Here is a 25,587-nt window from a genome sequence, read left to right on the forward strand (position 1 = left end):
CAGGATTGATATGTTTTTGATATGTCTTCCGCCCCTATTTTTCCACTGATCGGACGAGATATCTCTATTACATAAAGTATACATAAGGTCTATTTTGTAAATGGATATTCAAAACATACACTGATTCAAATCTAAATACGTAAATTTTACAACAATTTTACCTAACTTATCTTGAGAGGGTGTTCCCGTCCGCATATTATGACTCCGAGGAGTTGAATAGGCTGGTTGGGTGTCGCTCAGGACGTTTTGTTCCGCGCCGCTTCCATGGTTTTCGATTATGGCGAAAACCCTGCAAAAGCTTGTCAACGGTTCACAGCTTTAGAGTGCGGCGAGACCTTCGCAGATGCCGACGGAAATAAAGAAGCTGCGGCGGCTTGGTTGGCTGGCCGCCGTGTTGCTGACCTTGCGCCTGGTCGATCTCGCCATCGTCGTCGTCAGTGGAATAGTCGCTTACTGGCTGCGCAACGGTTTGGAATCGCCGCCGCAACCGGAACTGTTCGCCATTATCTTCGCCGCGGCGTTGTCTCTGGTCGTGATGAATCTTGGTCAGGCTTATCTGACCACCAACGCGGAAAATTTCTGGGCATTGACCCTCCGGGTGGTCGGGCATTGGTTGCTGGTTTTCCTGTTATTGTTGGCCGCCGCCTTCGCCTTCAAGGTGACGGGCGATTTTTCCCGGTTATGGGCCGGCGCGTGGCTGTGTCTGGCCGCTGTCGGTTTCGTCGCGGCCCGGATTTTAATGACCATCGTGGTGCGACGGGCGCAAAAAGCGGGGCGACTTTCGGTAAGGGTCGCCATTATCGGCGCCGACGAGGGTGGTCTTCAGCTTTACCATCACCTGCGAAGCCACGGTGACCATGTCGAAGTCGTCGGTGTGTTCGACGACAGGATCGTCCGCCTGCAAAAGAACGCGAACGAGCGGGGTGTGACCATTCTCGGGCGAGTCTCGGATCTGTTGATTTGGGCCCGTTCGACACCGGTCGATTGCGTGGTCATCACGCTGCCATGGTCAAGCGAGCGGCGCCTGCGGGAATTGATCGAGATGCTGCAGGTTCTCGACGTCGAAGTCCAGATTTGCCCGGAAGGTCTGGGCTTCGTGGTTCGCAGCTTTCCCCTGTTTCGCAATTCCATCGCCACGACCCTTGGCGGACTGCCGATGTTCACTGTCGTCCGCAGGCCGTTCGATGGTTTGGATTGGCTGGTCAAAGGGATTGAGGATGGCGTGCTGCTCGCCTTGATGCTGCCCGTGGTGTTGCCTGTTTGCCTGCTGATCGCGCTGGCGATCAAATTGGACAGTCCCGGCCCTGCGTTGTTCCGGCAGTTGCGAAGTGGCTTTAACGGCCGGAATTTTTGGGTTTACAAATTCCGCACCATGGACTCATCCAGTTCCGAGCCGGACGGCGTCACCAACGCGGCCCGGCGGAACGATCCCCGCGTCACCCGGGTCGGCCGGTTTCTCCGGCGCACCAGCCTTGATGAATTGCCGCAACTTCTCAATGTGTTGAAAGGGGAAATGTCGATCATCGGCCCGCGTCCCCACGCGGTTTACCATGATCGGCAATTCGCACGTCAGGTAAGCCAGTACTACTCCCGGCACCGGGTGCGGCCAGGCATTACGGGCTGGGCTCAGGTCAACGGGCTGCGCGGCAGCGTCGAGGACGAGAAGCATATCCGCCAACGCGTCGATTGCGATCTTTGGTACATCGAAAATTGGTCGATACTCTTCGACATCCGAATTTTGCTGATGACCCCGTTCGTCGGATTGATCAACCGCAACGCCTATTGAAAGATCGGTTGCGGGTCCTTATCGCGAAGCCCGGCGCAAATCCTCGGCCACGGCCAGCAGAAAACCCAGTGTCGAATGGAGATAGCGGCGGCTCATTCGTCTGGGTTCCAGCAGGATGCGCCAGAACCATTCGAGGTTGAGCCTTTTCGCCGCCGAAGGCGGGGGGGGAGTGAGGCCCAGGGCCATTTTTACCGCCTGTCCGACGCAAAGCGCCCAGCACGGTGGAAGATGCGCGCGATGCCGATGAACAAAAATCTCGCTTTTCGGGGCGCCGATCCCCATGAACAGCAGGGTCGTACCATGCGCGGCGATCGTCGCGGCAAGGGTCCGGCAGGCGTCGACGTCTTTCTCGAATCCGAAGGGGGGAACATAGGTTGCGGCATCGAGGGCCCCCGCGGCGGCCCAGGTGGTGATGGCGCGCGCGGTGTCGTCCTGATCGACGACGAAGAACAGGCGCTGTCCGGCCAGCGTGCATGGATCGGCCATCAGGGTGGCGACGATGTCGCATCCCGTCACCCGTCCCGGCGAGGGGCAATGACGCAGACGCGCATAATGATGTACCGGAAAGCCGTCGCAGGTCACGATCTCGGCAGCCGCATAGGCTTCCCGGAAGGCCTTGTCGCCTCGCAAAAGCGCGACATGCTGGATGTTGGGGGTAACCACCAGTCCGACATCGGCGTTGCGCGGCGTGGTGAGAATATGGGCGACCACCTGGGCGGCGGTCATCGGGCTGACGGAAAAACCAAAGATGGTCGGCCCGGTCATTGGGGCGGTTCCTGGTTTCGTTCGCACATGTTTTTCAGGGTTTCGCAGATGCTGGGAGCCCCGTGCGGACCGCAAATGCCGTCGGCGCGCGTCGCCGAGACATTGAGGCGGCCGTAATCCTTGCCGGAGGTATCGAGTAGGATCGGCGGATCGGCGGCGAAGGGATCGCAGGCGGAATAACGACCGTGCGGGGCGCGATAGACGGCGAAGTGGCTGGCGCCGGCGTAGCCGTTGTCCCAGCCGTACGGGCCATAGCCATTCCACACCGAATTGACGTCATAACGATCGCAATTGAGGCAGCCTAGATATTCCCGGTGCAGCGGTCCGGCATAAATCTGCATGCGCGGCTGGGTGAGGGTGCCTTGGGCCGCCGCGCCGGACGGTATGAGCGGCAGTGCGGCAAGCGCCAAGAGCGCGAGGAATGCCGCCGCAGATCGGGGTCCTTGATGACGTCTTCTCACGCGTCAGCTCCGGCGGCTTCGGCGCAAGGTCTGGAGCAACCTCCGGGCGACGGCGGAGTAGAGCTCCAATCCCTTGAGAAGCAGGCTTTCGTGACGATCGTAGGGTTGCAGCGCGATCGGAAAATAGGGACGCAACTTTTCCACGACGCGAGCCGGTGGGATGAAGGTGTTGCTTTGCACCACCGCGAACAGGCCGTCGCTCTCCGGCGCGAAATGGTGGTCGGCCTGCCATTCGTCCAGATTGCGGCCTTTCTTGCCGGCATACCAGACGCTTTCCGAGGCATGCATCGATCGTCGCCCGGGCCCGGCGGTCACATGGTAACGCTCCAGCAATCCCTCGCGTTCGGCGTTCAGCCAATAGAGCGTGTATTCCGTCCAGTCGATCATGTAGTTGGAGAGAAGGGTGCGGATCCAATCCCCGGGGTAAAGCTCCTCCAGCCTGCGGTGCAGTCGCTCGACCAGCGTCTTGGATAAAATCGCCGGTGTCCACCAGATGCCGTCACGGTCGAGATGCGGATCCTGTTGCAGAAGTTCGGCCGAGGGGCGCCACAGATGCGGCTCGCGCATGCGCGGCTGGCAATAGGTGAGGGCCCGGCCGTCGACGATCAAGTCCTCGATGCCGAACGAGTGGATGGCGAAGACGTCGGGATCGAACACCATGAAATATTCGGTGTCGATGAGAGCCGGAGTATAGAGCTTGATGATCTGCTGACGGTGCCAGGGGCGGATCTGGTGGCGTTGATTGAACTCGGCGAAGGCGGTCATATGAACCGACTCGTCGATGACTTCGATGGGAAAGTCCCGCCAGGCCACGGCGTAGCGCCGGGCGTCCTCGAATTCGTCATGCGGCACGATGACGAGGAATTTGTCGAAGATATCGGGGCTGGAAAAATGGCGCAGCGACGAGAATAGAACGTCGCAGCGGGCGATATTGTCGGCGTAATGCCGCCCGCGTGTCTTGATGGGGAGGACGGCGCTGATTTTCGTTTCGGGAAGGATCATGGGGCGGCGCCGTCAGAGGAAGCGATAAACGAAATCTGGGATATAGCTGTGGCGGTTGGTCATGGCGATGCCGGCGATCAGTCCGCCGGCATCCTGTACCTGCGTTTTGAGCATCAACGCCACCGGTTTCCTCGTCGCTTCCGCCCGGATGGCCAGGATGGTGGCGTCGGCCAGCAGCGATGTCTCGATGCCGATGAAGGAGTGGCTGGCCGCCGGGGCGTGAATCACCACGTAATCATGGTTTTGCCGCAGGGCGTCAAACAGTTCGGTGGCTTGGCGTCCGATCGGCATGACGACATTGGGCCGGCGTCGTCCGACGACGATGCGGCGCCTTGCAACCGGGGTGAATTCAAAGATGGCATCGGTGGCGCCGTTTACGATCGGCCTCTCCTCCGTCCCGCTTGCGTTCGGCCTATGGGCTTCTGAGCCGGCGATATCCCGGGGCGTCTCGCCCGCGGCGAGTTCGAGCAACAGCACCGAGCGGGTCGAGCGCCTTTCCAACTCCTCGACTAGGTCCTCGACGATGGCGGGCAGCCCGTCGTCATCGCGGAAGGAAAGCAGCAGAACCAGTTTGGAGGGCGTCGCCGAACTGTTGTTGATGGCCATGATCATCCGGCCATAGTCGTCCTTGCGCGGGCCGTCTCCGTGACGGCCGGGAGGCATCTCCGCTCTTCCCCGGGCTCGCAGCAGCGGCCCGATTCTGCTTTCTTTCAACTTGCTGATGATCGTCGGCGCCGGTTCTGAGCTCAAGGGCGCGCTCAGCACCGGCAAGCCGAGCGAGCGTTCGATTTCCTCCGGGCTCAGGAAGGTTTCCCGCAAACTGGACAGGACGATGACCGAGAGGCCGGCCACCAGGATGCCGGCGACCAGTCCGGCCGCCACGAAGAGGAGCGGTGGATTGCTGCGATGGGTCGGCGGGAAGGGCGCCTGGATGATGCGCACATTCGTGCTGGACGAGGTGTCCATCTGATTTTGCTCGATACGCGCGTCCTCGACCTGGCGTGAGAAGGTCTTGAAGCTTTCGACCAGGAGGTCCCGGTCGATCTCCATGCGGCGAAGCTGATTGGCGGTGCTGATGAGCCGCTGGACGGTTTCGGCGATTTCCTTGTTCTGCTGTTCGAGCGTCGTTTTGCGGGCTGTTTCGCCGGCGACGTCGGAATTGAGGCGAACGACGCGATCCTGCACGGTGTCATAATAGGAATTGTGACCGGTACGCACCGCGCTGATCAGACGGGAGTTCTGTTCGCCGATCGCACCATCGACATCGGAGATCTGCTGGTCGACTTGTTGAACGAACGGCGATTCCGCCATGTAGCGTGCCGCCAGATCGGCGCGGCGGCTTTTGAGCTGCAACAGGGAGAGTTGCATGGTATCGAGCGCATGGGCCGCTTCCGTGTTGTCGCGGAAGAGCTCGATGCTGGCCGGAACCTTTTTTGCCTCCTTGGCCAGGGCTTCAAGCGTGCGGCTATCCTGGATCAGGGTGTTGTCGTTCTCCAGTTTGCGCTGAAGCAAAAGACCCTGCAGCGCGACGGTGGAGTTGATCTGGGCGTCGATATTGACCACGCCATGGCTGCGCTGAAAGGCGATCAGTTGCGCATTGGCGGCATCGAGCTGTTCGCGCACCTTGTCGCGTTGGGCGATCAGGAAAGACACCCGTCCTTGCATGAAAACACCGGAACGCTGGCGAAAATATTGCGAAATGAGCTGTTCGAGCACAAGTGCCGCATGGTTGGGGTCGGAATCGGCATAGCTGATTTCGATGAGATTGGCCGCATCGACCTTTTCCAGGTGGAAGCGTCGGTCGAAGCGCTGCAATGCCTGATCGAGCGTCTCGGTATCCGCCTGTCCGTCCATTTCCTCCTTGACGATGGCCCGATGCAGTTCAGGGCTGGACAGAATCTGGGCCTCGACATTGACCACCTGGGTCGGGTCGAAGGCCGGTGCCGCGCGCCCCGCCGACCGATTGAGTTGCATATCATAATAACCGGCATAAAGCGTAAGAAGCCGGGCCTCCGCCCGATAGACCGGGGGCATGGCGAACGCGATGACAATACTTGTGAATAGAAATATTAAAATAATAGATAAGGCTGTTCCGCGATAGTAAAATATCACGTTGAACAAATCTCTCGTAGAGATTTGCGGTGCTGTAGTATGATTCTGTTTTCGTGTGTTTTTATTGTTGTTTTGTGTTGTCATTGATCATTGCACGTTTTGAGTGTGTCGATTTGATGATAAGGAATTTGGTTGTTTTGCTTCCGGTATGTTAAGGCAACTCCAGGAAACCGGAACAGATATTAGCTGGTCGGAGTGTGGCTTAAGACGGGCGTTTACGCAATCTGCGATCATTGTTGTCACTGCAATTAATCCTCCGCGTTACGGCGTCCTGTCGAAACGAGGTTGACCGGGGGCGGTGCTTTGGACCAAGTAATATCGGCGACCGTTGACCTGACGTGTTCGCCGGTATGGCCGCCCATGAAGTGGCGGTCCAGCCGATGGATATCGGCGCTAAGGCCAAGGGACTCATAGAGGCGAGCCACGTCAGGGGATCGTCTGTATAATGATGACCTTTCCTGGTCGCCAGGTTCGGTCGGACGAGAGGGATTGCGTGACTGATTTTTGGTGGTGGATTACCGATTTCGGAGATAGCGCGGTCACCCTGCCGCTTGCCTTCCTCGTCATCGTCTATCTCGTTTTCATCTTGCATCGCCGACGCGCCGGCGTGGCCCTGGCCCTGGCTACCGGTGGCACGGCTTTCGTCCTTCTGCTGTTGAAGCTCTCTTTTCGGGCCTGCACCTCGGGTGGCGGCTTGATCACCAGTCCGAGCGGACATGTGGCGATGAGCGCCGTCGTCTATGGCTGTCTGGCCATCCTGATGGCGAGGGGGACCGCCTGGAGGCTGCCCATTCTGGCGGGGACGGCCCTGTTCGTTCTCGCTGTCGCCGTTTCGCGGCTGGCCATCGGCGCCCACAATTTGCCGGAAGTGCTGACCGGTATGGGGGTGGGGACGGGCTTCTCGGTGGCTTTCGGTCTGTCGCTCGGCCATGAGCCGCCGATGATGCACCGGCGCCGTCAATTGCTGGTGATCGCCGCATTGGCGATCCTGGTAACCTTTGGATTGAATCCGCCGATAGAGGAGGCTATCGCCGCGATCGCCTCCGATCTGCAGGGCCGCATTCCCGGCTGTGAATGAGGCCTGCTTTCCCGCGCCGCCGGTTTGAATTTCGGTATACCCGGCGTCCCATGACAGTTACATTCCTCCAACTAGAGGGATATGAACGACGTAGAAATGGAAATGAAAAAGTTCGTCTGTGCCGCCGTGATCTTGACCGCTCTGGCGGGGTGCGCTCCGAGCGTCGAGCCCCGGCATCAGCAGGCCGCCCATTTTTCTCCGCTGGCCGGGATGGCCCCCGAATACCGCGTCGGCCCCGGGGACGATCTTTCCGTCGTGCTGCCTTACAATCCCGAACTGAATTATGAAGGTCCGGTCGGACCGGATGGGCGTTTCACCATGCCCGTCGTCGGCACGGTCTTCGTCGGTGGACAAACCGTCTCCGGCGTGGAGGCCGGTATCGATAAAGCTCTGATCGAGCGCAAGGTGGTGAAGGAGGCTCATGCCTCCGTCAGCATCCGCCACTACGCCCAGGTGGTCTATGTCGGGGGAGAGGTGAAACTGCCGGGCGCCGTTCCGCTTCGCAACCAGATGGATCCGTTGCAGGCCATCACCGTGGCCGGGGGGCTTTTGGATACCGCGCGCAGCGAGCAGGTCGTGCTGATCCGGCCCGGCGTCGATGGCAAGCCGGTCCTGCGGGTCGTCGACCTCGAGGCCCTGATCCACACCGGCGATCCGGCCCAGGCGGTCGCATTGCAGCCGCAGGACACCATCTTCGTTCCGAAGTCGTCGATCGCCGAGGTCGATCTGTGGATCGACCAGTACATCAACCGGACCCTGCCTTTCAATCGGAGCCTGAGCTACACGATCAACGACAATGCCGGCACCGCCGCGACGACACCGTGACGGCGATGACGGACGGATCGGCTGCCGGGGGCGGTCATGGCGCCTGAGAATTCGTTGCCCGGCACCGGCGAGCCGCTTCGGCCCGCCGTCATGGCCGTTCTTCTTCTGATTCTGCCCTTCTTCGGGCAAAGCTTCCATTATATGAAGGATCTGCTGCCGTTCTGGGCGCTTTCAAAAGCCTTTCCCATCCTGTCGCTGCCGCTCGCCCTCGTGCTGTTCCGCTATCCGCGCCTGCCCATCCTACGGCAAATCCTGCTGACCTCCGTCTGGCTCATCCTGGTGCCCAGTTTCTCGGCGATCTATTATTTCAGTCAGGATTTTTTCACCGGCGTTACCGCCCAGGTGAAACTGCTGCCGCTCCTGAACTTCTTTAGCTTCCTCGGGTTGCTGATCTATCTGCGGCCCAGTTTGCGCGAGCTGACGGTGGCCTTCGTCATCTGGGGCGTCGTGACCTATGTCGCGTTGATCCTGCTGTGGGCTTTGGTCCCGCAAGCCTGGTACAGCGCGGTTTATGCTTTCGGGTCGTCGCCGCTTTTTTCCATCGATAGCCGTGGCAACCGTATCCGCATGCCAATGTATTTCGGCATGATCACCCTGTTTTATTGCTATCGCCGTTTCCTCGACGACCACCGCCTGCGCTGGCTGGCCGGGGCGTTCGTGGGATTCGCCCTGACCTTGTGGGTGGTGAAGACCCGCGCCATGGTGGTCGGCATCGCCGGTGTGGTGGTGATCAACAGCTTCCTGGCCGTCGGTCCGCTGAAGCGCCTGGTTCTCATGCTGGCCGCGCCCCTGGCTCTGGCCGGGTTGTTCTCCTTCGGTTATCTGAGCTCGATGTTCAGTACCGATTCCAGTACGGGCTTCGATGTGCGTTGGGAAACGGCCTCCAAGGCGGTCAATTTCCTGGGCGTCGATCCGGTCCGCTGGCTTTTCGGTGTCGGGACCATCAGTCCGACGAGTTCGGACAGCCTTTTCTCCTTCTTCAATCATTTCTTTTTTCTGGCCGACATCACCTGGCTCGGCATTCTTTTCGAATACGGCCTGATCGGAGCGGGCTTGATCCTGCTTTACGAAGTACGCGGCGTCCTGTTTTTTCATCGCCTGAAGCAGCGGGTCGACAGCCATTTTCTGGGCGGCCTCTACGACTACGTCGTCTATGTCATTCTCATTTCGAATCTGTACCCGCCGACCCTGACGCCCGGCGAAACGGCCATCATCCTGTCGATCTTCGTCTATGTCTGGCATCGCCTCGAAACGGAGGAGGCGATGGCCGAGACTAGCTCCGCGTTGGATTCCATGCGCGCCCAGGAACAAGAATGAGAAGAGCGGGAGGCTTAAGGTTTGTCGTCAGTTGCCGGGATATCGTGCTGATGGCCCCAAAAACCGTCATGGCCGTGTTCGACACGGCCATCCACGTGGTGGGAGCGAACGACGGAGACTTGTTCGGGGGCGTGGATGCCCGGCTCAAGGCCGGGCATGACGTCTTTTGATTGAATCGCGAAACCAAAATACCAGAAGAGCGGTAAATGACGACAAACCCTAAGGGGTCGAGATGTTCGATAAAACGCTTCGTTCCGCGCTGATCGCCCTATCCGCGCTGCTTTCGCCGGGCATGGCGGCACCGGCCGCGGCCACCGATGTGGAGATCGACGCCTCCGCCGGTCATCGGGCGATCAACCCGCTGATCTATGGGGTTTCCTATGCCACGCAAGCTCAACTGATCGACCTGAACGTCCCGCTGAACCGCTCGGGCGGGAACAGTGCGACCCGGTACAACTGGCGGCTCGACGCGCGGAACGCCGGCAAGGATTGGTTTTTCGAAAGTCTGGCCTGCGGTACCGATATCTTCGACCAGCATGGAGATGGTTTCGTGGCCCTCAGCAAGGCGGCGGGCGCGGACTCCATGCTGACCGTTCCGATGATCGGCTGGGTCGCCAAGCTCGACGAGGGGCGCAAGCCGTTGGCCGGCTTTTCCATCGGCAAATACGGTTTGCAGCAGAAAAGCGACCTCGAAGGATTTGTCGACGCCGGAAACGGACTGCGTCTCGACGGGACACCGATTACCGGCAACGATCCCAACGACGCCTCCATGCCCGATGGTCCGGAAGACGAACGGAAATGGGTGGAGCATCTGCTCGCCAAATGGGGGGGCGCCGGCAAAGGCGGCGTTTCCTATTATGCCATGGATAACGAACCGAGCTTCTGGCACGACATCCATCGTGACGTTCACCCCGTCGGCGCGCATGCGCGCGAGGTCGCCGACAAGGTCGAGGCCTATGCCAGGATGGTCAAGGCGATCGATCCCGGCGCGCGCGTGGTGGCGCCCGAGGAATGGGGCTGGACGGCCTATCGCTACAGCGGTTTCGACCAGCAATATGCCGTCGAGCATGGCTTCGATAAAGCGCCCGACCGGACCACTCAGACGAACGGGATGGATTATCTGCCCTGGCTTCTGACCCGGTGGAAGGCGGCCGGCCATCCCGTCGATGTGGTCAGCGTGCATTTCTACCCGCAAGGTGGCGTCTACAGTGAGAACGGCGGCGATCTTTCGCCGGCGGGCCAGCTCTTGCGCAACCGTTCGACCCGCGATCTGTGGGATCCGGACTATCTCGATCCGACCTGGATCCGCGACAGGATCTCGCTGATTCCCAGACTCCGGCAGTGGGTGGACCGCTACTACCATCCGGGCACGCCGATCGCCATCACCGAGTATAACTGGGGCGCCGAGACGACGATGAACGGCGCCACCGCCCAGGCCGACGTGCTGGGTATTTTCGGGCGGGAGGGGCTCGACATGGCGGCGCGGTGGGCGACGCCCCCCACCGGCAGTCCGACCTATCTGGCGATGAAGCTTTACCGTAATTACGACGGCCGGAAATCCGCTTTCGGCGAGACCGGCATCAGCGCCCGCGTCGCCGATCCCGACCATCTTTCGGCCTTTGCGGCGCTGCGCGCCGCCGACGGCGCGATGACCGTCATGGTCATCGACAAGGATCTTTCGGGATCCGCTCAGGTCGCCCTCAAGATCCGGAATTTCGCCGGCCGTGGCGGGGTGGAGGCTTATCAATTGGCCGAGGGGCGCCTGGAAGCGTTGCCGCCGGCAAATTTCGCGGACGGAGCCTTCACCACCACCGTGCCCGGACCCAGCGTGACGCTTTTCGTGTTCAAGGGCGCCCGGCCATGAGCCCTGGAATCCGTTTCGGCAAGGCGGCCCGCCAACGGGGCATGATCCGGGGCTCGCTGATCGGCGTGGCCGCGCGTTTTCTCGATCTGCCGAGTCGTTACGGCTTCCATCTTCTGGTCGCGGCGGCGCTCGGCGTCGAGCGGGCGGGGCAGTTTTATATCGTCTTCAGCGTGATGGCCGCATTGAGCGGTCTCGGCCGGCTCGGGGTCGATCGGGCACTGACCCGGCATCTGGCGATCGTCACGGCCGAGGGACGTCCGGGGCTGGCGGTGCCGGCCGTCCGCCGGGCCCTGGTTCTGGTTTTCGCCGCCTCCGGCCTGGTGTCGCTGCTGCTCTTTGCCGCCGCCCAGCCCTTCGCCGAACTGGTTTTGCGCAAACCGGCCCTGGCCGGGCCGCTGGCCCTCGGCGCTCTTGCCATCATCCCTCAGAATCTGGGGACGGTGATGGCCGGCGGGCTGGCCGGGCTGCAGCGCATCGGTTTTTCCCAGATGATCTATTCCTGGCTGTGGCCGGCCCTTTTTTGTCTGGTCGCCTTGGGCACCGGCATCAATCTGGAGGGCGCGCTGCTGCTCATCGCCCTGTCCTTCGCGGTCACCGCTCTGGTCGGCGGCGGTCTGCTGCGGGAGTTTCTGCCCAAGCCGGCGGCGGCGGGAACGGGAGGGGCGCCGGCTCTGCTCCGCCAGGGGCTGTCGTTGTTCAGCCTCGAACTGACGCAACTGGCGATCTCCTCGGCGCCGGTGCTGATCCTCGGGATCCTCGCCTCCAGCCGCGAGGTCGGTCTTTTCGCCCTGGCCTGGCGGATCGCGCTGCTCGTCAATATCGTGGTCGGCGGCGTGGCGGCCATGGCGTCCCCGCGCTATGCCGCCCTGCATGCCGGGGGCGATCTTTCCGCCCTGGATCGCGCCGCCTCCCAGGCGATCGGGCTTTGTCTCGTCCTGGTGGTGCTGCCCGTGGCCGTCATGCTGGTTTCTCCCGCGTCATTGCTGGGTTTGTTCGGCCCCGGTTACGCCGATGGGGCGTCGGTGCTGCGGGTTCTGGCGCTCGGGCAATTGGCGGCGGCGGCCTCGGCGGCGATGCCGGAACTGCTCGGCATGACCGGTCATCTGGCCGATTTGCGGCGTCTCAACGCCATGTCGCTTCTGGTCCTGCTGATCGGAACTCTCGGTCTTACGCCGTCTTTCGGGGCGGCCGGAACAGCCTGGGCGGTTTCCGGTTCCCTGGCCGTGAACGGGTTCGGCGCCGTCACTCTGGCCCGGCGTCGGCTGGGGCTGCGTCCCTGGACGCATCTGTTCGGCGTTTTTCGGGGAAAGGGTGTGAAATGAGAGGGCCGTTGGTTCTGGGGGCGCTGCTGTTGGCGACGGTCTGTTCGTCCGCCATCGCCGATGAGCGCCCCTCCCGCTATGACATGGATGCGCATTGCAGCCGGCTGGCTAATACCAATGACGGATTTTCGCCCGAGGTGATGCAGAAATGCCTTCTCACCCAGAGCGACGCTCTCGACCAGATCAAGCGCGTCTGGCCGGACACGGCCGAATATATCCAGCGCGATTGCGATCTCCGGGCCCGCGCCGGCGGAGACGAGGACTATGCCCTTTTGCAGAAATGCATCCGCGATCAGACCCGCCAGGCGACGCCCGACGTGGTGCTGCCCACGGTCCGCTGAACCGCCTATCCATACCAGGCGGCGGTTTCCGCCAGACCCTCGGCCAGCGGTTTCCACCGCATGGCGAGCGTCTCTTCCGCTCTGCTCGAATCGAGCCGGATCTCCTGGCGCCAAAGACGGGCCAGCGAAGGCGGAATGGGCGGAGGCAAACGATCCGCCGCCAGGCCGAGGCGGTGGCTTGCGATCTCCGCGATTTTCAGCGGCGCGGCGATGAAGCGGGTCTCGAAGGCGATGCGGCGTTCGGAAATCCGGGCGATCGGGACGGCCCCTAAGGCCTTGGCGAACTGAAGGAAGTAGTCGTTCCAGGTGGGGGCGCCGGTCATCGCCAGATTGAACGCCCGGCCCTCGGCCCGCTCATTTTGCAAGGCGGCGAGCACGGCCCGCGCGACATCTTCGACATGGACCAGATTGGCGATGCCGTCCCCCCCGGCGCCGAGGTCGCCGATTCGCCGCGCCTTCAAGAGACGGGCGATGCGTCCGCTCCACTGCTCTCCGCCGGGGCCATAAACGCAACCGGGGCGCAGCACGATGGATCGGCGATAGTCCGCCGCCAGCCGCTCGCCGGCCAGCTTGGCGACCGCATATGGGCCCTGGCCGTCATCGAGACCGGCATCCTCGCCGATCAGGCCGGTGGCGTTGCCATAGACCGCCATCGAGCTGAGATGCACGATGACCGGTCGCCCGGCCTTCTCCGCCGCTCGAAAAAGGGTTTCGTAGCCGCATTGCACGGCGGGCGGCGGTCCGGCCATGCAATTCACCACGCCGTCGACGCCCGCCAGGATCCGTTCGAGCGCGGCTTCGTCGGTGATGTCGAGACGCAGGCTCGTTCCCTTCTCGGTCCGGCCGGCCGGCAGATGCCGTCCGGTGGCGATCGGTCGCGCCCAGTCGGAGGCGGCGAGGCACGCCGTCACATGACGACCGATGAAACCGCCGGCCCCCAATACAAGGATGGAGCGGCTCATGACATGGTTCCTGCCAGGCTTCGCGCGCGGAGAGGCCGGGTGGCCTGGTCCTTGAGATGGCGTGCCAGACGCAGGCCCATGGCGATGACGGTCAAGGTGGGGTTGGCCTGGCTGGAGGTGGGAAAAACCGATGCCGCGGCGATATGCAGGTTGGCCACGCCATGGACGGTGCAATCGGCGTCGACGACACCGTCACGCGGAGACGCGGCCATGCGCGTGACGCCGATATGATGCCCGCCATAGGCGCCGTAGCGCGTCATTTCCTGTTCGACGCTGGCGGGATCGTAGTCGAAACGTCCGACGCCCGAGCTGGCGATATCCTCGGCCAGCAGCGCCAGCATGGTCGAGACGGTGTCGATATCCTTGGCCGTATAGCGCCAGTCGATCATCAGTCGCGGCAGCCCCAGCGCATCGGTCTCCCCGCTCAGTGTGATCCGGCTCGCCGGATTAGGCTCCTGTTCGGCATGGAAATCGAGGCTATGGAGATGGGCCTTCGAGCGGATGATGATGGAGGGGAACTTGCGTTCGGCCAGACGGCGCTTGAGCAGGAGATGCAGCATGAAGGCGGCGGTGTCCGGCATGTCCGTCAACACGTTGCGGAGATGTTTCAACCTGGTCGGAACATCGAGATCGACACCGCCATGCAGGCGTTTACCATATTCATAAGGTATGAACATCCGCGCGAGATAGAGCATCGACAGCACGCCGTTGCGATGTGCCGGGTCGGTGATGCGGGGATGATGCAGACGGGCGATGATGTTGCCGATGCCGTGGCGGTGCTGTGCTTCGGGGCGCAGTGCGAGGCGCCGCCGGCAATAGGTGCCTTCGTCGGCGATGTCATAGCCGTTCCAGATCGGCCGGTTGAATTGGATCGCCCCGATGGTGCCGGCGACGTGGCACATGTAGAAGCGTCCGACCAGATCGTGGTGGTTGCCGATGCCGTTGGCATGCACGTCGCGGCTGGCCAGCAGAAGCCGGGTCGCCTCCAATCCGCCATTGGCCAGGACGAAGTGCCGCGCGCGCACGGCGAAGTGACGATCCGTCAGCGTTGCGACGTGCAGCCGGTCGACCTTTCCGCCCAGGGCGTCGAGGGCGATATGCGCGACATTGGCGTGCAGGACCAGCCTCACGTTGGAGGCGGTCTCCAGCTTATGTTTGTAGCGCCGGCCGAAATCCGTCGGGCAGGAAAAACGCTCCAGGGTATTGGTCGTGAAGTTGGCGCTTTCGAACCCGTCGATCATCGGTTTGCGGGGATGGTCGAAGGCCGTCTCGATGGTATAGGCGAAACGCCCCGCCTCGCAGATCCGGTTGGCCTCGGGGTAGAAGGGGGCGAGGTCGGCGGGGCCGATGGGCCAGCCGCTATGGGCGATGTAGTCGCGCTTTTCGAAGTCGACGGGGTCGAAGGGCATCGAGCGCCCACCCCATGTGGACGTCGACCCGCCGAGCCGCCGTTCGCGGTAGGTGTCGGGAGGACTGTGCAAGGCCGGATCGGCGACGGAACCGGCGTAAAGGGCCTGGGTGTCCTCTTCACGCCCGAAGCCGCCGGCTTCCAGCAGCAGGACGTCGAGGCCGCTGCCGATGAGATCGAGCGCCATGGCGATGCCGACCGCGCCCGCTCCGACGATGCAGATGTCGGCCGAAAGGGCCTCGCCCTCCGGTAGAGTGTTGGCGTCGATGATCATGGGGCTAGTTCTTGCGATCAGACTGTTCGGGCGCGGTGCCGAAGCCGACGAAGGCCCGCTCCGGGCATCTTAAGGATATCTCCTGCCGGGGAGGCACGCGCGCGGTCATGGGTTTTCCACCATAATAGGCAATTTGATATATACAGATGAAGGAATAATACGCTTTTAGATATATGGCGCAACACCGGTCGAGTGATGAGCGGCACCTATTAGAACACCCTCCGGTTATTAAGGATACCGGGTTTATGTCGATGTCACATCCCTGAGCGGCTGTCGCCGATCGGCCGTGACGTTTCATAGTGGATCTGACCACGAGAAATGCCGATGTCGTGCAACATGCGGTCGTCCCACTGCGCCAGGCGTCGGCGCGCGCTGCGGACAGTCCAGAAGCGGACGCACGCCGCCCATAGGCGCGATGGCGCGGACTCGAGGCGGCCCACCTTATGAAGTGCGGATCGGAACCTTTCTTCGATCGTCATCAGCGGAGTCCTTCTCGTCCAAAGCGTTTGTCCGGAAATGACGGGGGTATTTCCGAACGGGCTCAAAATGGGGCGGGAAGGGAATGATGCCGATAGCTCGTGTATAACGGAAATGAATTGACATGATGTTCGGAATCAAGAAATTTTATGGTCATGATAAATCCCGCCGGCCTTGATCCCGATCTGTTGAGAGCGTTCGCCTTTATCGCGGAGGAGGGCAGCTTCACCCGTGCCGCCGAGCGGATAGGCCGCACCCAGTCGGCCGTATCGATGCAGGTGCAGCGTTTGGAGGCGGTGCTCGGCCAGAAGGTTCTCGTCCGCGGCAAGGGGGGCGCGATCCAATTGACGCCGCATGGCAGATATCTTCTGGAACGAAGCCGCGAGTTGCTGGCCCTCAATGACGAGATATGGTCGGCCTTCCGCGCTCCGCAGATCCATGGAACGGTGCGTCTGGGAACGCCGGACGACTACGCCTTGCAGTATCTGCCCCATATTCTGCGCCGCTTCGCCGATAGCCATCCGGCGGTACAGGTGGATGTCACCTGCGCCCCATCCACGGATGTCGTCGAACGGCTGAAGGCCGGGGAACTCGATTTGACCGTCTGTTCGGAAGGGCATGAACCGAGGCGTTGGCCGGTCATGGAGTTATGGCGCGGACCGTTGCGGTGGATCACCTCGGAGCGATATGCCGCGCATCGTCTGGATCCGGTTCCCCTCGCGGTGGCGGATTCCGGCTGCGTTTGGCGCCGTGTCGCGTTGCGCAGCCTGGAGCGCGCCGGCCGGTCCTACCGCGTCGCCTATACCTCGACCTCGCAAGCCGGGACTCATGCGCCGGTGATGGCCGGGCTGGCCGTCACCATTTCTCCCCCGGCCTGGATGCCGGAAGGGTTGCGGGCCCTGGCCCCCGGCGAATTCCTGCCGGACTTGCCCGATACCGGAATTTTATTGCTGAAAGGGAAGGATCCGCGTCAACCGGTCACCGATGTGCTCGCCGCCCACATCGCCGAAACCTTCCGTTCCGATCCGCGCCTGCTGGAGCGCTGAGAGCCGAAGGGCGAAAGCCCTTCTCCCCTCGTGGGAGAAGGGTTGGGATGAGGGGGCATTCCGCCGACAGGCGGAAGAAAATACTCAGGTTTTATGCGACTTTCCCCCTCACCCTCCCGCGAGAGCGGGCCCTACAGTTTCGCCGCGGCGTCGAAGACCTTGGCGCTATAGGCGCCTTCGGGCTTCTTGGTGATGACCGGCGCCGACTTGGTCGACAGAAGGATATCCACCGTGCGATCGAATTCCGCCGGGTCGAGATAGCCGGTTCCCTTCTTCGATCCGTCCAGCAGTTTGGCCACTTCCTGCATCATGGTGGTCTGGTGCTCCTTGGTCTGGGCGCCGGTGGTGTCGTTGGCCAGAACGATGTCGACGGCTTCCGGCTGGTGAGCGGCGGCGTAATCCCAGCCCTTGGCCGTGGCCTTCAGGAAACGGGCCAGCTTTTCCACCGCCTTGGGGTCGGCCAGGGTCTTTTCCAAGGTATAAAGGCCGTCCTCCAGGGTGGCGACGCCCTGGTCCTGGTATTTGAAGACGGTCAGTTCTCCGGCCGGCACGCCGGCTTCGATCACCTGCCAATATTCGTTATAGGTCATGGTGGAAATACAGGCGGCCTGCTTCTGCAGCAGGGGATCGACGTTGAAGCCCTGCTTCAGCACGGTGACGTCGGGGTTGGCGCCGCTGGTCGAGAAACCGAGCTTGGCCATCCAGGACAGGAACGGATATTCGTTGCCCGAGAACCAGACGCCCAGGGTATGGCCCTTGAAGTCGGCCGGCTTGGTGATCCCGGAATCCTTGCGGCAGGTCAGCATCATCGCGGATTTCTGGAAGATCTGGCCGATATTGACCAATGGCACGCCCTTTTCGCGGGTGGCCAGCGCCGAGGGCAGCCAATCCACCACCACGTCGGCCCCGCCGCCGGCGATCACCTGGGAGGGATTGATGTCGGGGCCGCCCGACTTGATGGTGACGTCGAGGCCGGCATCCTTGTAGAACCCCTTGTCCTTGGCGACGTAATAGCCGGCGAACTGGGCCTGCGTCACCCACTTCAATTGCAGCGTCAGCTTGTCGGCGGCCGATGCGGCCGTCGAACAGCCGACGAGGGCGGCGATGAGGGCGATCTTTCCTAAAGCTTTCATACGGGTCCACTCCTTCCCCGAGAGAGTGCCGGTTCCGATATGGAAGCGGCGATGAAATCCGGTTAACGCCGTCGATAGGACGGATGCCAGGCGGTAACGGTCCGTTCCAGCCAGGAAAGGCCGCCATACATCAGTGATCCGGTGATGCCGGCCACGACGATGGTCGCCCAGACGATCGAGAGATTCATCCGGGCCACTTCCGTGCTGATGCGAAAGCCCATGCCGACCACCGGCGTGCCAAAGAATTCGGCGACGATGGCGCCGATCAGGGCCAGGGTGGAATTGATCTTGAGGCCGTTGAACAGGAAGGGCATGGCATTGGGCAGGCGCAGCATCAGCAATGTCCGCCAATAACCGGCGGCGTAGGAGCGCATCAGGTCGAGCTGGATGGCCTCGGACGCCGCCAAGCCAGCCAGGGTGTTGACCAGCATGGGAAAGAAGGTCATCACAACCACCACGGCCGCTTTCGACGGCCAATCGAAGCCGAACCACATGACCATGATGGGGGCGATGCCGACCACCGGAATGGCGCTCACCAGATTGCCGAAGGGCAGCAGGCCGCGGGCCAGGAAGGGAACGCGGTCGGCCAGGATGGCCACCGCGAAGCCGGCCCCGCATCCCCACAGATAACCCCGCAGCACCGCCTTGATCACCGTCTGGAAGAAGTCGTCCTCCAGGTTGGCGGTTTGCGTCGTCAGGGCGCCCGCGATGGAACTGGGAGGGGGCAGCAGGACCGACGGGACCTGGAAGCCGCGCACGCCCACTTCCCACAGATAGATCAGCATGACGCCGAACAGCGCCGGGACCAGGAGATGGCGGAAAAATCCGGAGCATTCGGTCAGCCGCTCCATCACATGCCAGAGCAGGGCCAGAATGCCGGCCAGAAACATCCACAAACCCGCCGCCTGGTCGAGAGCGACGCCGCCGTCGAGCAAAACCAGCGGCAGGGCGGCGCCCGCGAAAAGACCGGGCGCCAGCAGCAGCGCTTCCGTAAAGGCCGTGCGGGGCGTCCATCGCGCCAGGACCAGCGAGGCCAGAACAATGGCCAATGCCAGCAGGGCCGGTGTCGATTGCCACCAGGCGAGCGGGCTTTCCGCCAAGCCGCCCACGGGCAAGGCGAAGGCCGGCAGGGTCAACAGGACCAGCGGCGTCATCGGGCTGCGTCTGGCGTGCATGGCCTCAGGCTCCCTTCCGTCCGCCGCGTCCGACGATCAGCCGTTCGGCCAGTCCGGCGAGGCCGACCAGCGTCAGGCTGAGCAGTGCCGACATCACCAGGGCACTCCAGATCTGTACCGTCTGGCCGTAATAGGAGCCGCTGAGCAGCCGCGCGCCCAGTCCGGCGGTGCCGCCGGTCGGCAGTTCGGCGACGATGGCGCCGATCAGGCTGATGGCGATCGAGACCTTGATGCTGGTGAACAGATAGGGCAGCGAGGTCGGCAGGCGGAGCAGCCAGAACGTTTGCGAGACGCTGGCGCTGTAGGTGCGCATCAGGTCGAGCGCCAGGGGATCGGTCGAGCGCAGGCCCTTCACCAGGCCGATGGTGATCGGAAAGAAGCAAAGATACATGCTGATCACCGCCTTCGGCAGCAGTCCGGTGAAGCCCAGATTGCCGAAGATCACCACCACCATCGGCGCGATGGCCAGGATCGGGATGGTCTGGGAAATGATCACCCAGGGCATCAGGCTGGAGTCCAGGGTCTTCAGGTGGACGATGCCGACGGCGAGAAGGGCGCCGAAGGCCACCCCCATCAGAAAGCCGAGCAGGGTCGCCTCCGCCGTGACGCCCGCATGGTAGAGCAGGTTGCGGATGCTGGTCGGCGGATAGTGGAACAGCGAATCGATGAGATCGGAAAGAACCTGATCCGGTGTCGGCAGCACCGGACGTTTCATGGCGAAGGTCTGGTGGACCAGATCCATGGCGCCCCAGGCGCGGCCGGCGCGCGCGAATCCTTCGATGGCCTGGGGCGCGTTCAGCCATATCGCGCCGCCGTACCACAACAGGAGGATGGAGATTCCGACTGCCAGTACCGGCATCCTGGCCTTCAGAAAGGCCGTCATGAGTCCTCTCCCACAGTCCACCCGTTCCTTGAGCGGGATAAGCGTCCTGTGACTGTCATGGCCCCCTCGAACGGTTCGGGGTTACTCGTCATAGCTGTGGCCCTCGGCCAGGCCGTGGCGGACGCGGGCGGCGATATCCTGGAACCGCTGGCTTTCCCGCATCTCCAGGCTGCGCTCGCGCGGCAGATCGCAGTCGATGACGTCGAGGATGCGCCCCGGGCGCGGGCTCATCACCACGATGCGGGTCGACAGGAAGACCGCCTCGGAAATCGAATGGGTGACGAAGACGCAGGTCTTGCCTGTCGTTCGCCATAAACGGGACAATTGCGAGTTCAGATGATCGCGGGTGATTTCATCGAGGGCGCCGAAAGGTTCGTCCATCAGCAGCAGATCGGGCTCGAAGGCCAGCGCCCGGGCGATCGACACCCTTTGCTGCATGCCGCCCGACAATTGCCAGGGGAACTTCTTTTCGAAGCCGGCCAATCCGACCAGGGCAAGCTGCTGGGCACTGCGGCGCTGCCGTTCCGTCTTGTCGAGGCCGATGATTTCCAGGGGCAGGGTGACGTTGCGTTCGACGGTCCGCCACGGATAGAGGGCGGGGGCCTGGAAGACGTAGCCGTAAGCCCGCTTGAGGCGGGCCGCCTCCGGGGTCAGGCCGTTGACGGTGATGTCGCCCGACGTCGGCTGTTCCAGATCGGCGATGACGCGCAGCAAGGTGGTCTTGCCGCAGCCCGAGGGGCCGATCAGCGAGACGAAATCGCCCGAATTGATGCGAAGATCGATGCCGTCCAGCGCGGTGACGGGTTTGTCGGCGGCTTTGAAAATCAGCGATAGAGTGCGGATGTCGACGATGGGCCGATTTTCCGCCGGCGTGGTGGCGATGGCTTCAGCAACGGGAAGGGTGGAGGAACTGCCCACGGAATATCCTCGCCAGAAGGTGGAGTCTCGGTTGCGGAGAGGAAACGCAATCCCTGTGCCAGTTGAATTTTTCGGAATGATCGATAAATAAATATTTGAAATTTAATGATAATAATTTGTCTTATCGGACAGGATTTGATCCTGTGGTCAGCATCAGGGTGGTTCGCCGCCGCAGCTATGCACACAAAATGACCACACCCCCTGCATGTGATTATTTTATGTGCATATATGGCGGCGGCGGGCCTTTGTCCCCGCTTTTGGTTTTTCCCTCTTCCAGGTTTGGGTTACTCTCCATCCGTTTGCGTGATCTCACGAATGAAGCAAGGGACGGATGAACCGCAGAGAACGGCGGGCGGCTACGAAGCAGGTGGGGGGGCAGACGCAAGGAGAGAGCCTGCAAAAAACCTTTGCCGAGGCCTTGCGCTATCATCAGGCGGGATGTCTGGCCGAGGCGGAAATTCTCTACCGGCAGATTCTTGGCGTCCATCCCCGCCATGCCGACAGCCTGCATCTGCTGGGGGTGATGGCCTCTCAGGTCGGCCGCCACGATTTGGCTGTCGACCTGATTGGAAAGGCCATCGCCATCGACGCCAAGGCGGACACCTACCATTCCAACCTGGGGTTCGCGCTTCAGCAGTTGGGACGGCTGGACGGCGCCATCGACAGCTATCGCAAGGCTCTTCAACTCAAGCCCCGCTTCCCGGAGGCCCATAACAATCTGGGCAACGCGCTGTCGCAGCGGGGGCAGGTGGACGAGGCCATCGTCTGTTATCGCGATGCCATTGCTCTCAAGGAGGACTATCCGGAAGCCCACAATAATTTGGGATTGGCGCTTCTGGAACAGGGGCGTGCGGAGGAGGCGCTCGCATGCTTCCGCAAAGCCATCGGTTTCCGCCCGGACTATCCGGAAGCGCACAACAATCTGGGGACCGCGCTGCAGGAGTTGGGGCGGCTGGACGAGGCCGCCGCCTGTTATCGGGGCGCCATCGATCTCAATCCGGAGGATCCGGAGGCTCATAACAATCTCGGCGTCACGCTCCAGAAGCTGGGACAACTGGACGACGCTCTGGCTTGCTACCGCAGGGCCTGTGGTCTGCGCGCGGACTACCCTGAGGCCTGGTTCAACCTGGGAACGGTATATCAGCGTCGGGAACGCTTGGACGAGGCGGTCTCATGCTATCGCCAGGCCATCGCGCACCGACCGGATTATGCCGCCGCTTATAACAATCTGGGCAATACGCTGCGGAACGAGGGCCGTCCGGAGGCGGTCATTTTCTGCTATCTGAGGGCCATCGATCTCAAGCCGAACGATCTGGAGGCCTTTAACAACCTTGGCTTGGCATTGCGCAAGTGGGGCCGGTTCGACGCCTCGATCACGGTTTTTCACAATGCCCTGCAACTGCATCCGGATGACGCCGAGACGCTCAACAATCTGGGGCGCTCACTGCAGGAACTGGGGGAGGCCGGGGCGGGTGTGTGCTATCGCCGAGCCATTGAGAGCGATCCGGACGATGCGGAAGGGTATAACCATCTCGGCACGGCATTGAGCGATAGGGAGTGCTTCGACACGGCGGCGGCCGCTTTCCGCAATGCCCTCAGCCTCTGTCCGAACGGCGCGGGGATACATAACAATTTCGGCCACATGCACCAGGAATTGGGCAATGTCGCCCAGGCGGTGACTTGTTATCGCAGGGCCGTCAAGAGCGACGCGGGTGATCCGGAAGCCCACTGGAATCTCGCTCTTGCCCTTTTGCTGACCGGAGACTATCGCCCTGGCTGGGCGGAGTACGAGTGGCGTTGGCGGTGCCACGAGATCTGGCGCCGGGAGATGCGGACGTTTTCCCAGCCTCCGTGGTCCGGGGAAAAATCGGATGGCGGCACGCTTCTCCTGTGGGCGGAGCAGGGGGCCGGCGATTCTATACAATTCGTCCGTTATCTGCCCTTGGTGGCCCGATTGGGCTGGCGCATCGTCATACAAATACCCGGAGTCCTCTGGCGTCAGTTCCGTATGATCCCGAATGTCACCGTGATCGCGGAGGGAGAGGATCTGCCTTCCTTCGATGTCCAGTGTCCCTTGCTCAGCCTGCCGCACCTGTTGGGGACGACCGTTCAGAACATTCCCGCCACCATTCCCTACCTCCACGCCCATCCGGCGATGAGGGAGGTCTGGCGGAACCGCCTGCGGGGAACTTCGGGTTTCAAAGTCGGCGTCGTCTGGCGCGGCAATCCCTCGCATAAGCGCGATCGCAACCGATCGATGGATCCGGCGTGGTTTTCCCGCTTTCTCGACATTCCCGGGGTGGCCGTCGTCAGCCTTCAGAAGGATGGACGGGGGGGCGAATTCTCCGCGCTCGACGTTCCCGGCGCGTTTCTGGATGCCGGGCCGCTTCTCGTCGATTATGCCGATACGGCGGCGCTGATCGCCAATCTCGATCTGGTGATTTCCGTCGATACCTCGGTCGCCCATCTGGCCGGCGCTCTGGGGGTGCCGGTCTGGACGCTGGTGGACCTGGCGTCCGATTGGCGGTGGCTTTTGGCCCGCGACGATAGTCCTTGGTATCCGACGATGCGGCTGTTTCGGCAGTCCCGGTTGGGCGATTGGCAGCCCGTGGTCGAAAGGGTCAGGGCGGAGCTCGCTCGCCTTGTCGAGGTTTCGCCCGACGCTTGCCTGCCTTCCCACGCGTCCGGCGTCTCTGGACTGATCCCAAGCAACGTTTGAGTCCCGCCCCTATTTGAGTGGTCGACACAATCATAAACCGTCATTGCCGGACTTGATCCGGCAATCCGTGATTGCATAGATCGGCCGACGTCATTGGGGGTGGGCACGTGGATGCCCGGCTCAAGGCCGGGCATGACGACTTATAATTGAACGGCAGTGTATGAATTTTCCCAGATATTGAGGCGAAATCCGTAACTGACAGGCCCTTAATGTTCGGCGCCGCTCTTGAAATGGAACTGGGCGCCGGAACGGATCCCCGACGGCCAGCGGGCGGTGACGGCCTTCTGCTTGGTGTAGAACTTCACGCCATCGGGACCGTAGATATGCAGGTCGCCGAACAGCGATTGTTTCCAGCCGCCGAAGCTGTGGTAGGCGACCGGCACCGGGATCGGCACATTGACGCCGACCATGCCGGCCTGGACGCGGGCGACGAAATTGCGCGCCGCATCGCCGTCGCGGGTGAAGATGGCGGTGCCGTTGCCGTATTGATGGTCGTTGACCAGCCCGAGCGCCGTCTCGTAATCGGCGACGCGGACCACGGCCAGGACGGGGCCGAAGATCTCGTCGGTGTAGATGCTCATTTCCGGCGTTACCCGGTCGAACAGGCAGCCGCCCAGGAAAAAGCCGTTCTCGTGGCCCTGCATGACCAGGTCCCGGCCATCGACCACCAGCTTGGCGCCGGCTTTGACGCCCGCATCGACATAGCCCTTGATCCGCTCCAGGCTTTCCTTGGTGATGACCGGCCCCATCTCCGCCTCCGCGTCGGTATAGGGGCCGACCTTCAGGTCGCGGACCCGGGGCGCCAGGCGGCGGATCACCTCGTCGGCGGTCTCCTCGCCCACCGCCACCGCCACCGAGACCGCCATGCAGCGTTCGCCGGCCGAGCCGTAGGCCGCGCCCATCAGCGCGTCGGTCACCTGATCCATGTCGGCGTCGGGCATCACCACCAGATGGTTTTTGGCGCCGCACAGCGCCTGCACCCGTTTTCCGTGGGCGGCGCCGTTGGCGTAGATCTGGCGGCCGATGCCCGTCGAGCCGACGAAGCTCAGCGCCGGGACGCGCGGGTCGGCGATCAGGGTGTCGACCGCGTCCTTGTCGCCCATCACGACATTCAGCACGCCTTCGGGCAGCCCCGCCTCCAGCATCAGTTCGGCCAGCCTGAGGCTGGTCGAGGGATCCTTTTCCGAAGGTTTCAGCACGAAGCTGTTGCCGCAGGCGATGGCCATGGGAAACATCCACAGGGGAACCATGGCGGGGAAATTGAAGGGCGTGATGCCGGCACAGACGCCCAGCGGCTGACGCAGCGAATAGACGTCGACGCCGGTTGCCGCCTGTTCGGTGATTTCGCCCTTCAACAGTTGCGGAATGCCGCAGGCATATTCCACCACCTCCAGGCCGCGGGCGATCGATCCCTTGGCGTCGGGGATGGTTTTGCCGTGCTCGGTCGAAACCAGCCGGGCCAGATTATCCATGTCCTTGATGATCAGATCGCGGAAATGGAACAGAACCTGGGCCCGTTTGGCCGCCGGAACGGCCGCCCAGGCGGGAAAGGCGGCATGGGCGTTGGCGATGGCCGCCTCGACTTCGGATTTCGAGGCCAGGGGGACCTTGGCGGTGATCTCGCCGGTGGCCGGGTCGGTGACGTCGCCGAAGCGTCCGCTGGTGCCGGCGACGGCGTGCCCGCCGATGAAATGGTGCAGGGTCTTCACGGCTCTCAAT

21 protein-coding genes are annotated in these 25,587 nt (G+C 62.3%); 9 read left to right on the forward strand and 12 right to left on the reverse strand.

What is annotated here, in order from left to right; genetic code table 11:
• Positions 1-343 precede the first annotated feature (343 nt).
• Entirely contained in the window at positions 344-1,786 is a 1,443-nt protein-coding gene (locus CWS72_RS11280) for an undecaprenyl-phosphate glucose phosphotransferase (RefSeq protein WP_101250710.1), read from the forward strand.
• An 18-nt stretch (positions 1,787-1,804) separates the two neighbouring features.
• Here CWS72_RS11280 and CWS72_RS11285 read toward each other — a convergent pair whose 3' ends face one another.
• The 4 genes from CWS72_RS11285 to CWS72_RS11300 are packed head-to-tail and all read right to left on the reverse strand — an operon-like array spanning position 1,805 to position 6,210.
• Positions 1,805-2,551 (reverse strand): WecB/TagA/CpsF family glycosyltransferase, encoded by a 747-nt coding sequence (locus tag CWS72_RS11285; protein ID WP_101250711.1) that lies wholly within the window; start codon positions 2,549-2,551, stop codon positions 1,805-1,807.
• A complete protein-coding gene (locus CWS72_RS11290) occupies positions 2,548-3,012 on the reverse strand; it encodes a hypothetical protein (protein WP_146002711.1) in 465 nt (154 codons plus the stop codon). The genes CWS72_RS11285 and CWS72_RS11290 overlap by 4 nt, the downstream gene beginning before the upstream one ends.
• Before the next feature lie 3 nt (positions 3,013-3,015).
• Positions 3,016-4,014: a DUF6492 family protein gene (locus CWS72_RS11295; protein WP_101250713.1), complete on the reverse strand. Its 999-nt coding sequence runs from the start codon at positions 4,012-4,014 to the stop codon at positions 3,016-3,018.
• Between the two features lie 12 nt (positions 4,015-4,026).
• A complete protein-coding gene (locus tag CWS72_RS11300) occupies positions 4,027-6,210 on the reverse strand; it encodes a GumC family protein (protein ID WP_101250714.1) in 2,184 nt (727 codons plus the stop codon).
• Between the two features lie 409 nt (positions 6,211-6,619).
• Here CWS72_RS11300 and CWS72_RS11305 point away from each other — a divergent pair, with 409 nt between their 5' ends.
• From CWS72_RS11305 to CWS72_RS11330, 6 genes are all read left to right on the forward strand, one after another.
• A complete protein-coding gene (locus tag CWS72_RS11305; RefSeq protein ID WP_158240601.1) occupies positions 6,620-7,204 on the forward strand; it encodes a phosphatase PAP2 family protein in 585 nt (194 codons plus the stop codon).
• Between the two features lie 81 nt (positions 7,205-7,285).
• Positions 7,286-8,029: a polysaccharide biosynthesis/export family protein gene (locus CWS72_RS11310; protein WP_101250716.1), complete on the forward strand. Its 744-nt coding sequence runs from the start codon at positions 7,286-7,288 to the stop codon at positions 8,027-8,029.
• 36 nt (positions 8,030-8,065) lie between these two features.
• Positions 8,066-9,346 (forward strand): hypothetical protein, encoded by a 1,281-nt coding sequence (locus tag CWS72_RS11315; RefSeq protein ID WP_101250717.1) that lies wholly within the window; start codon positions 8,066-8,068, stop codon positions 9,344-9,346.
• Positions 9,347-9,578: 232 nt separating this feature from the next.
• Complete coding sequence (locus CWS72_RS11320; RefSeq protein WP_241911687.1) at positions 9,579-11,210, forward strand: glycoside hydrolase family 44 protein; 1,632 nt, start codon at positions 9,579-9,581, stop codon at positions 11,208-11,210.
• Complete coding sequence (locus tag CWS72_RS11325; protein WP_101250718.1) at positions 11,207-12,532, forward strand: lipopolysaccharide biosynthesis protein; 1,326 nt, start codon at positions 11,207-11,209, stop codon at positions 12,530-12,532. Before CWS72_RS11320 ends, CWS72_RS11325 begins: the two co-directional genes overlap by 4 nt.
• Complete coding sequence (locus CWS72_RS11330; protein WP_101250719.1) at positions 12,529-12,873, forward strand: hypothetical protein; 345 nt, start codon at positions 12,529-12,531, stop codon at positions 12,871-12,873. Before CWS72_RS11325 ends, CWS72_RS11330 begins: the two co-directional genes overlap by 4 nt.
• A gap of 5 nt (positions 12,874-12,878) precedes the next feature.
• Here the strand turns inward: CWS72_RS11330 and CWS72_RS11335 are convergent, their stop codons facing one another.
• From CWS72_RS11335 to CWS72_RS11345, 3 genes are all read right to left on the reverse strand, one after another.
• Positions 12,879-13,835, reverse strand: a complete 957-nt coding sequence (locus CWS72_RS11335; protein WP_101250720.1) for an NAD-dependent epimerase/dehydratase family protein — start codon at positions 13,833-13,835, stop codon at positions 12,879-12,881.
• Positions 13,832-15,517 carry an FAD-dependent oxidoreductase gene (locus CWS72_RS11340; RefSeq protein WP_101250721.1) on the reverse strand — a complete coding sequence of 562 codons (1,686 nt, stop codon included), beginning with the start codon at positions 15,515-15,517 and terminating at the stop codon, positions 13,832-13,834. The genes CWS72_RS11335 and CWS72_RS11340 overlap by 4 nt, the downstream gene beginning before the upstream one ends.
• Before the next feature lie 254 nt (positions 15,518-15,771).
• A complete protein-coding gene (locus CWS72_RS11345; RefSeq protein WP_101250722.1) occupies positions 15,772-15,996 on the reverse strand; it encodes a DUF1127 domain-containing protein in 225 nt (74 codons plus the stop codon).
• 153 nt (positions 15,997-16,149) lie between these two features.
• Here CWS72_RS11345 and CWS72_RS11350 point away from each other — a divergent pair, with 153 nt between their 5' ends.
• Complete coding sequence (locus CWS72_RS11350) at positions 16,150-17,040, forward strand: LysR substrate-binding domain-containing protein (protein WP_158240602.1); 891 nt, start codon at positions 16,150-16,152, stop codon at positions 17,038-17,040.
• Between the two features lie 131 nt (positions 17,041-17,171).
• Here the strand turns inward: CWS72_RS11350 and CWS72_RS11355 are convergent, their stop codons facing one another.
• The 4 genes from CWS72_RS11355 to CWS72_RS11370 form a co-directional block, all read right to left on the reverse strand.
• Positions 17,172-18,173, reverse strand: a complete 1,002-nt coding sequence (locus CWS72_RS11355) for an ABC transporter substrate-binding protein (protein WP_101250724.1) — start codon at positions 18,171-18,173, stop codon at positions 17,172-17,174.
• Positions 18,174-18,235: 62 nt separating this feature from the next.
• Positions 18,236-19,348 carry an ABC transporter permease gene (locus tag CWS72_RS11360; RefSeq protein WP_101250725.1) on the reverse strand — a complete coding sequence of 371 codons (1,113 nt, stop codon included), beginning with the start codon at positions 19,346-19,348 and terminating at the stop codon, positions 18,236-18,238.
• 4 nt (positions 19,349-19,352) lie between these two features.
• On the reverse strand, positions 19,353-20,231 hold the full coding sequence (locus CWS72_RS11365; RefSeq protein ID WP_101250726.1) for an ABC transporter permease: 879 nt from the start codon (positions 20,229-20,231) through the stop codon (positions 19,353-19,355).
• An 81-nt stretch (positions 20,232-20,312) separates the two neighbouring features.
• Positions 20,313-21,083: an ABC transporter ATP-binding protein gene (locus CWS72_RS11370; protein ID WP_241911692.1), complete on the reverse strand. Its 771-nt coding sequence runs from the start codon at positions 21,081-21,083 to the stop codon at positions 20,313-20,315.
• 397 nt (positions 21,084-21,480) lie between these two features.
• Here CWS72_RS11370 and CWS72_RS11375 point away from each other — a divergent pair, with 397 nt between their 5' ends.
• Positions 21,481-23,868, forward strand: coding sequence for a tetratricopeptide repeat protein (locus tag CWS72_RS11375; protein WP_101250727.1), 2,388 nt, complete (start codon positions 21,481-21,483; stop codon positions 23,866-23,868).
• 206 nt (positions 23,869-24,074) lie between these two features.
• Here CWS72_RS11375 and CWS72_RS11380 read toward each other — a convergent pair whose 3' ends face one another.
• Complete coding sequence (locus CWS72_RS11380; RefSeq protein ID WP_420824064.1) at positions 24,075-25,586, reverse strand: CoA-acylating methylmalonate-semialdehyde dehydrogenase; 1,512 nt, start codon at positions 25,584-25,586, stop codon at positions 24,075-24,077.
• Position 25,587: the final 1 nt, after the last annotated feature.

The organism is Telmatospirillum siberiense, from assembly GCF_002845745.1.
GTDB classification, from domain to species: domain Bacteria; phylum Pseudomonadota; class Alphaproteobacteria; order Rhodospirillales; family Magnetospirillaceae; genus Telmatospirillum; species Telmatospirillum siberiense.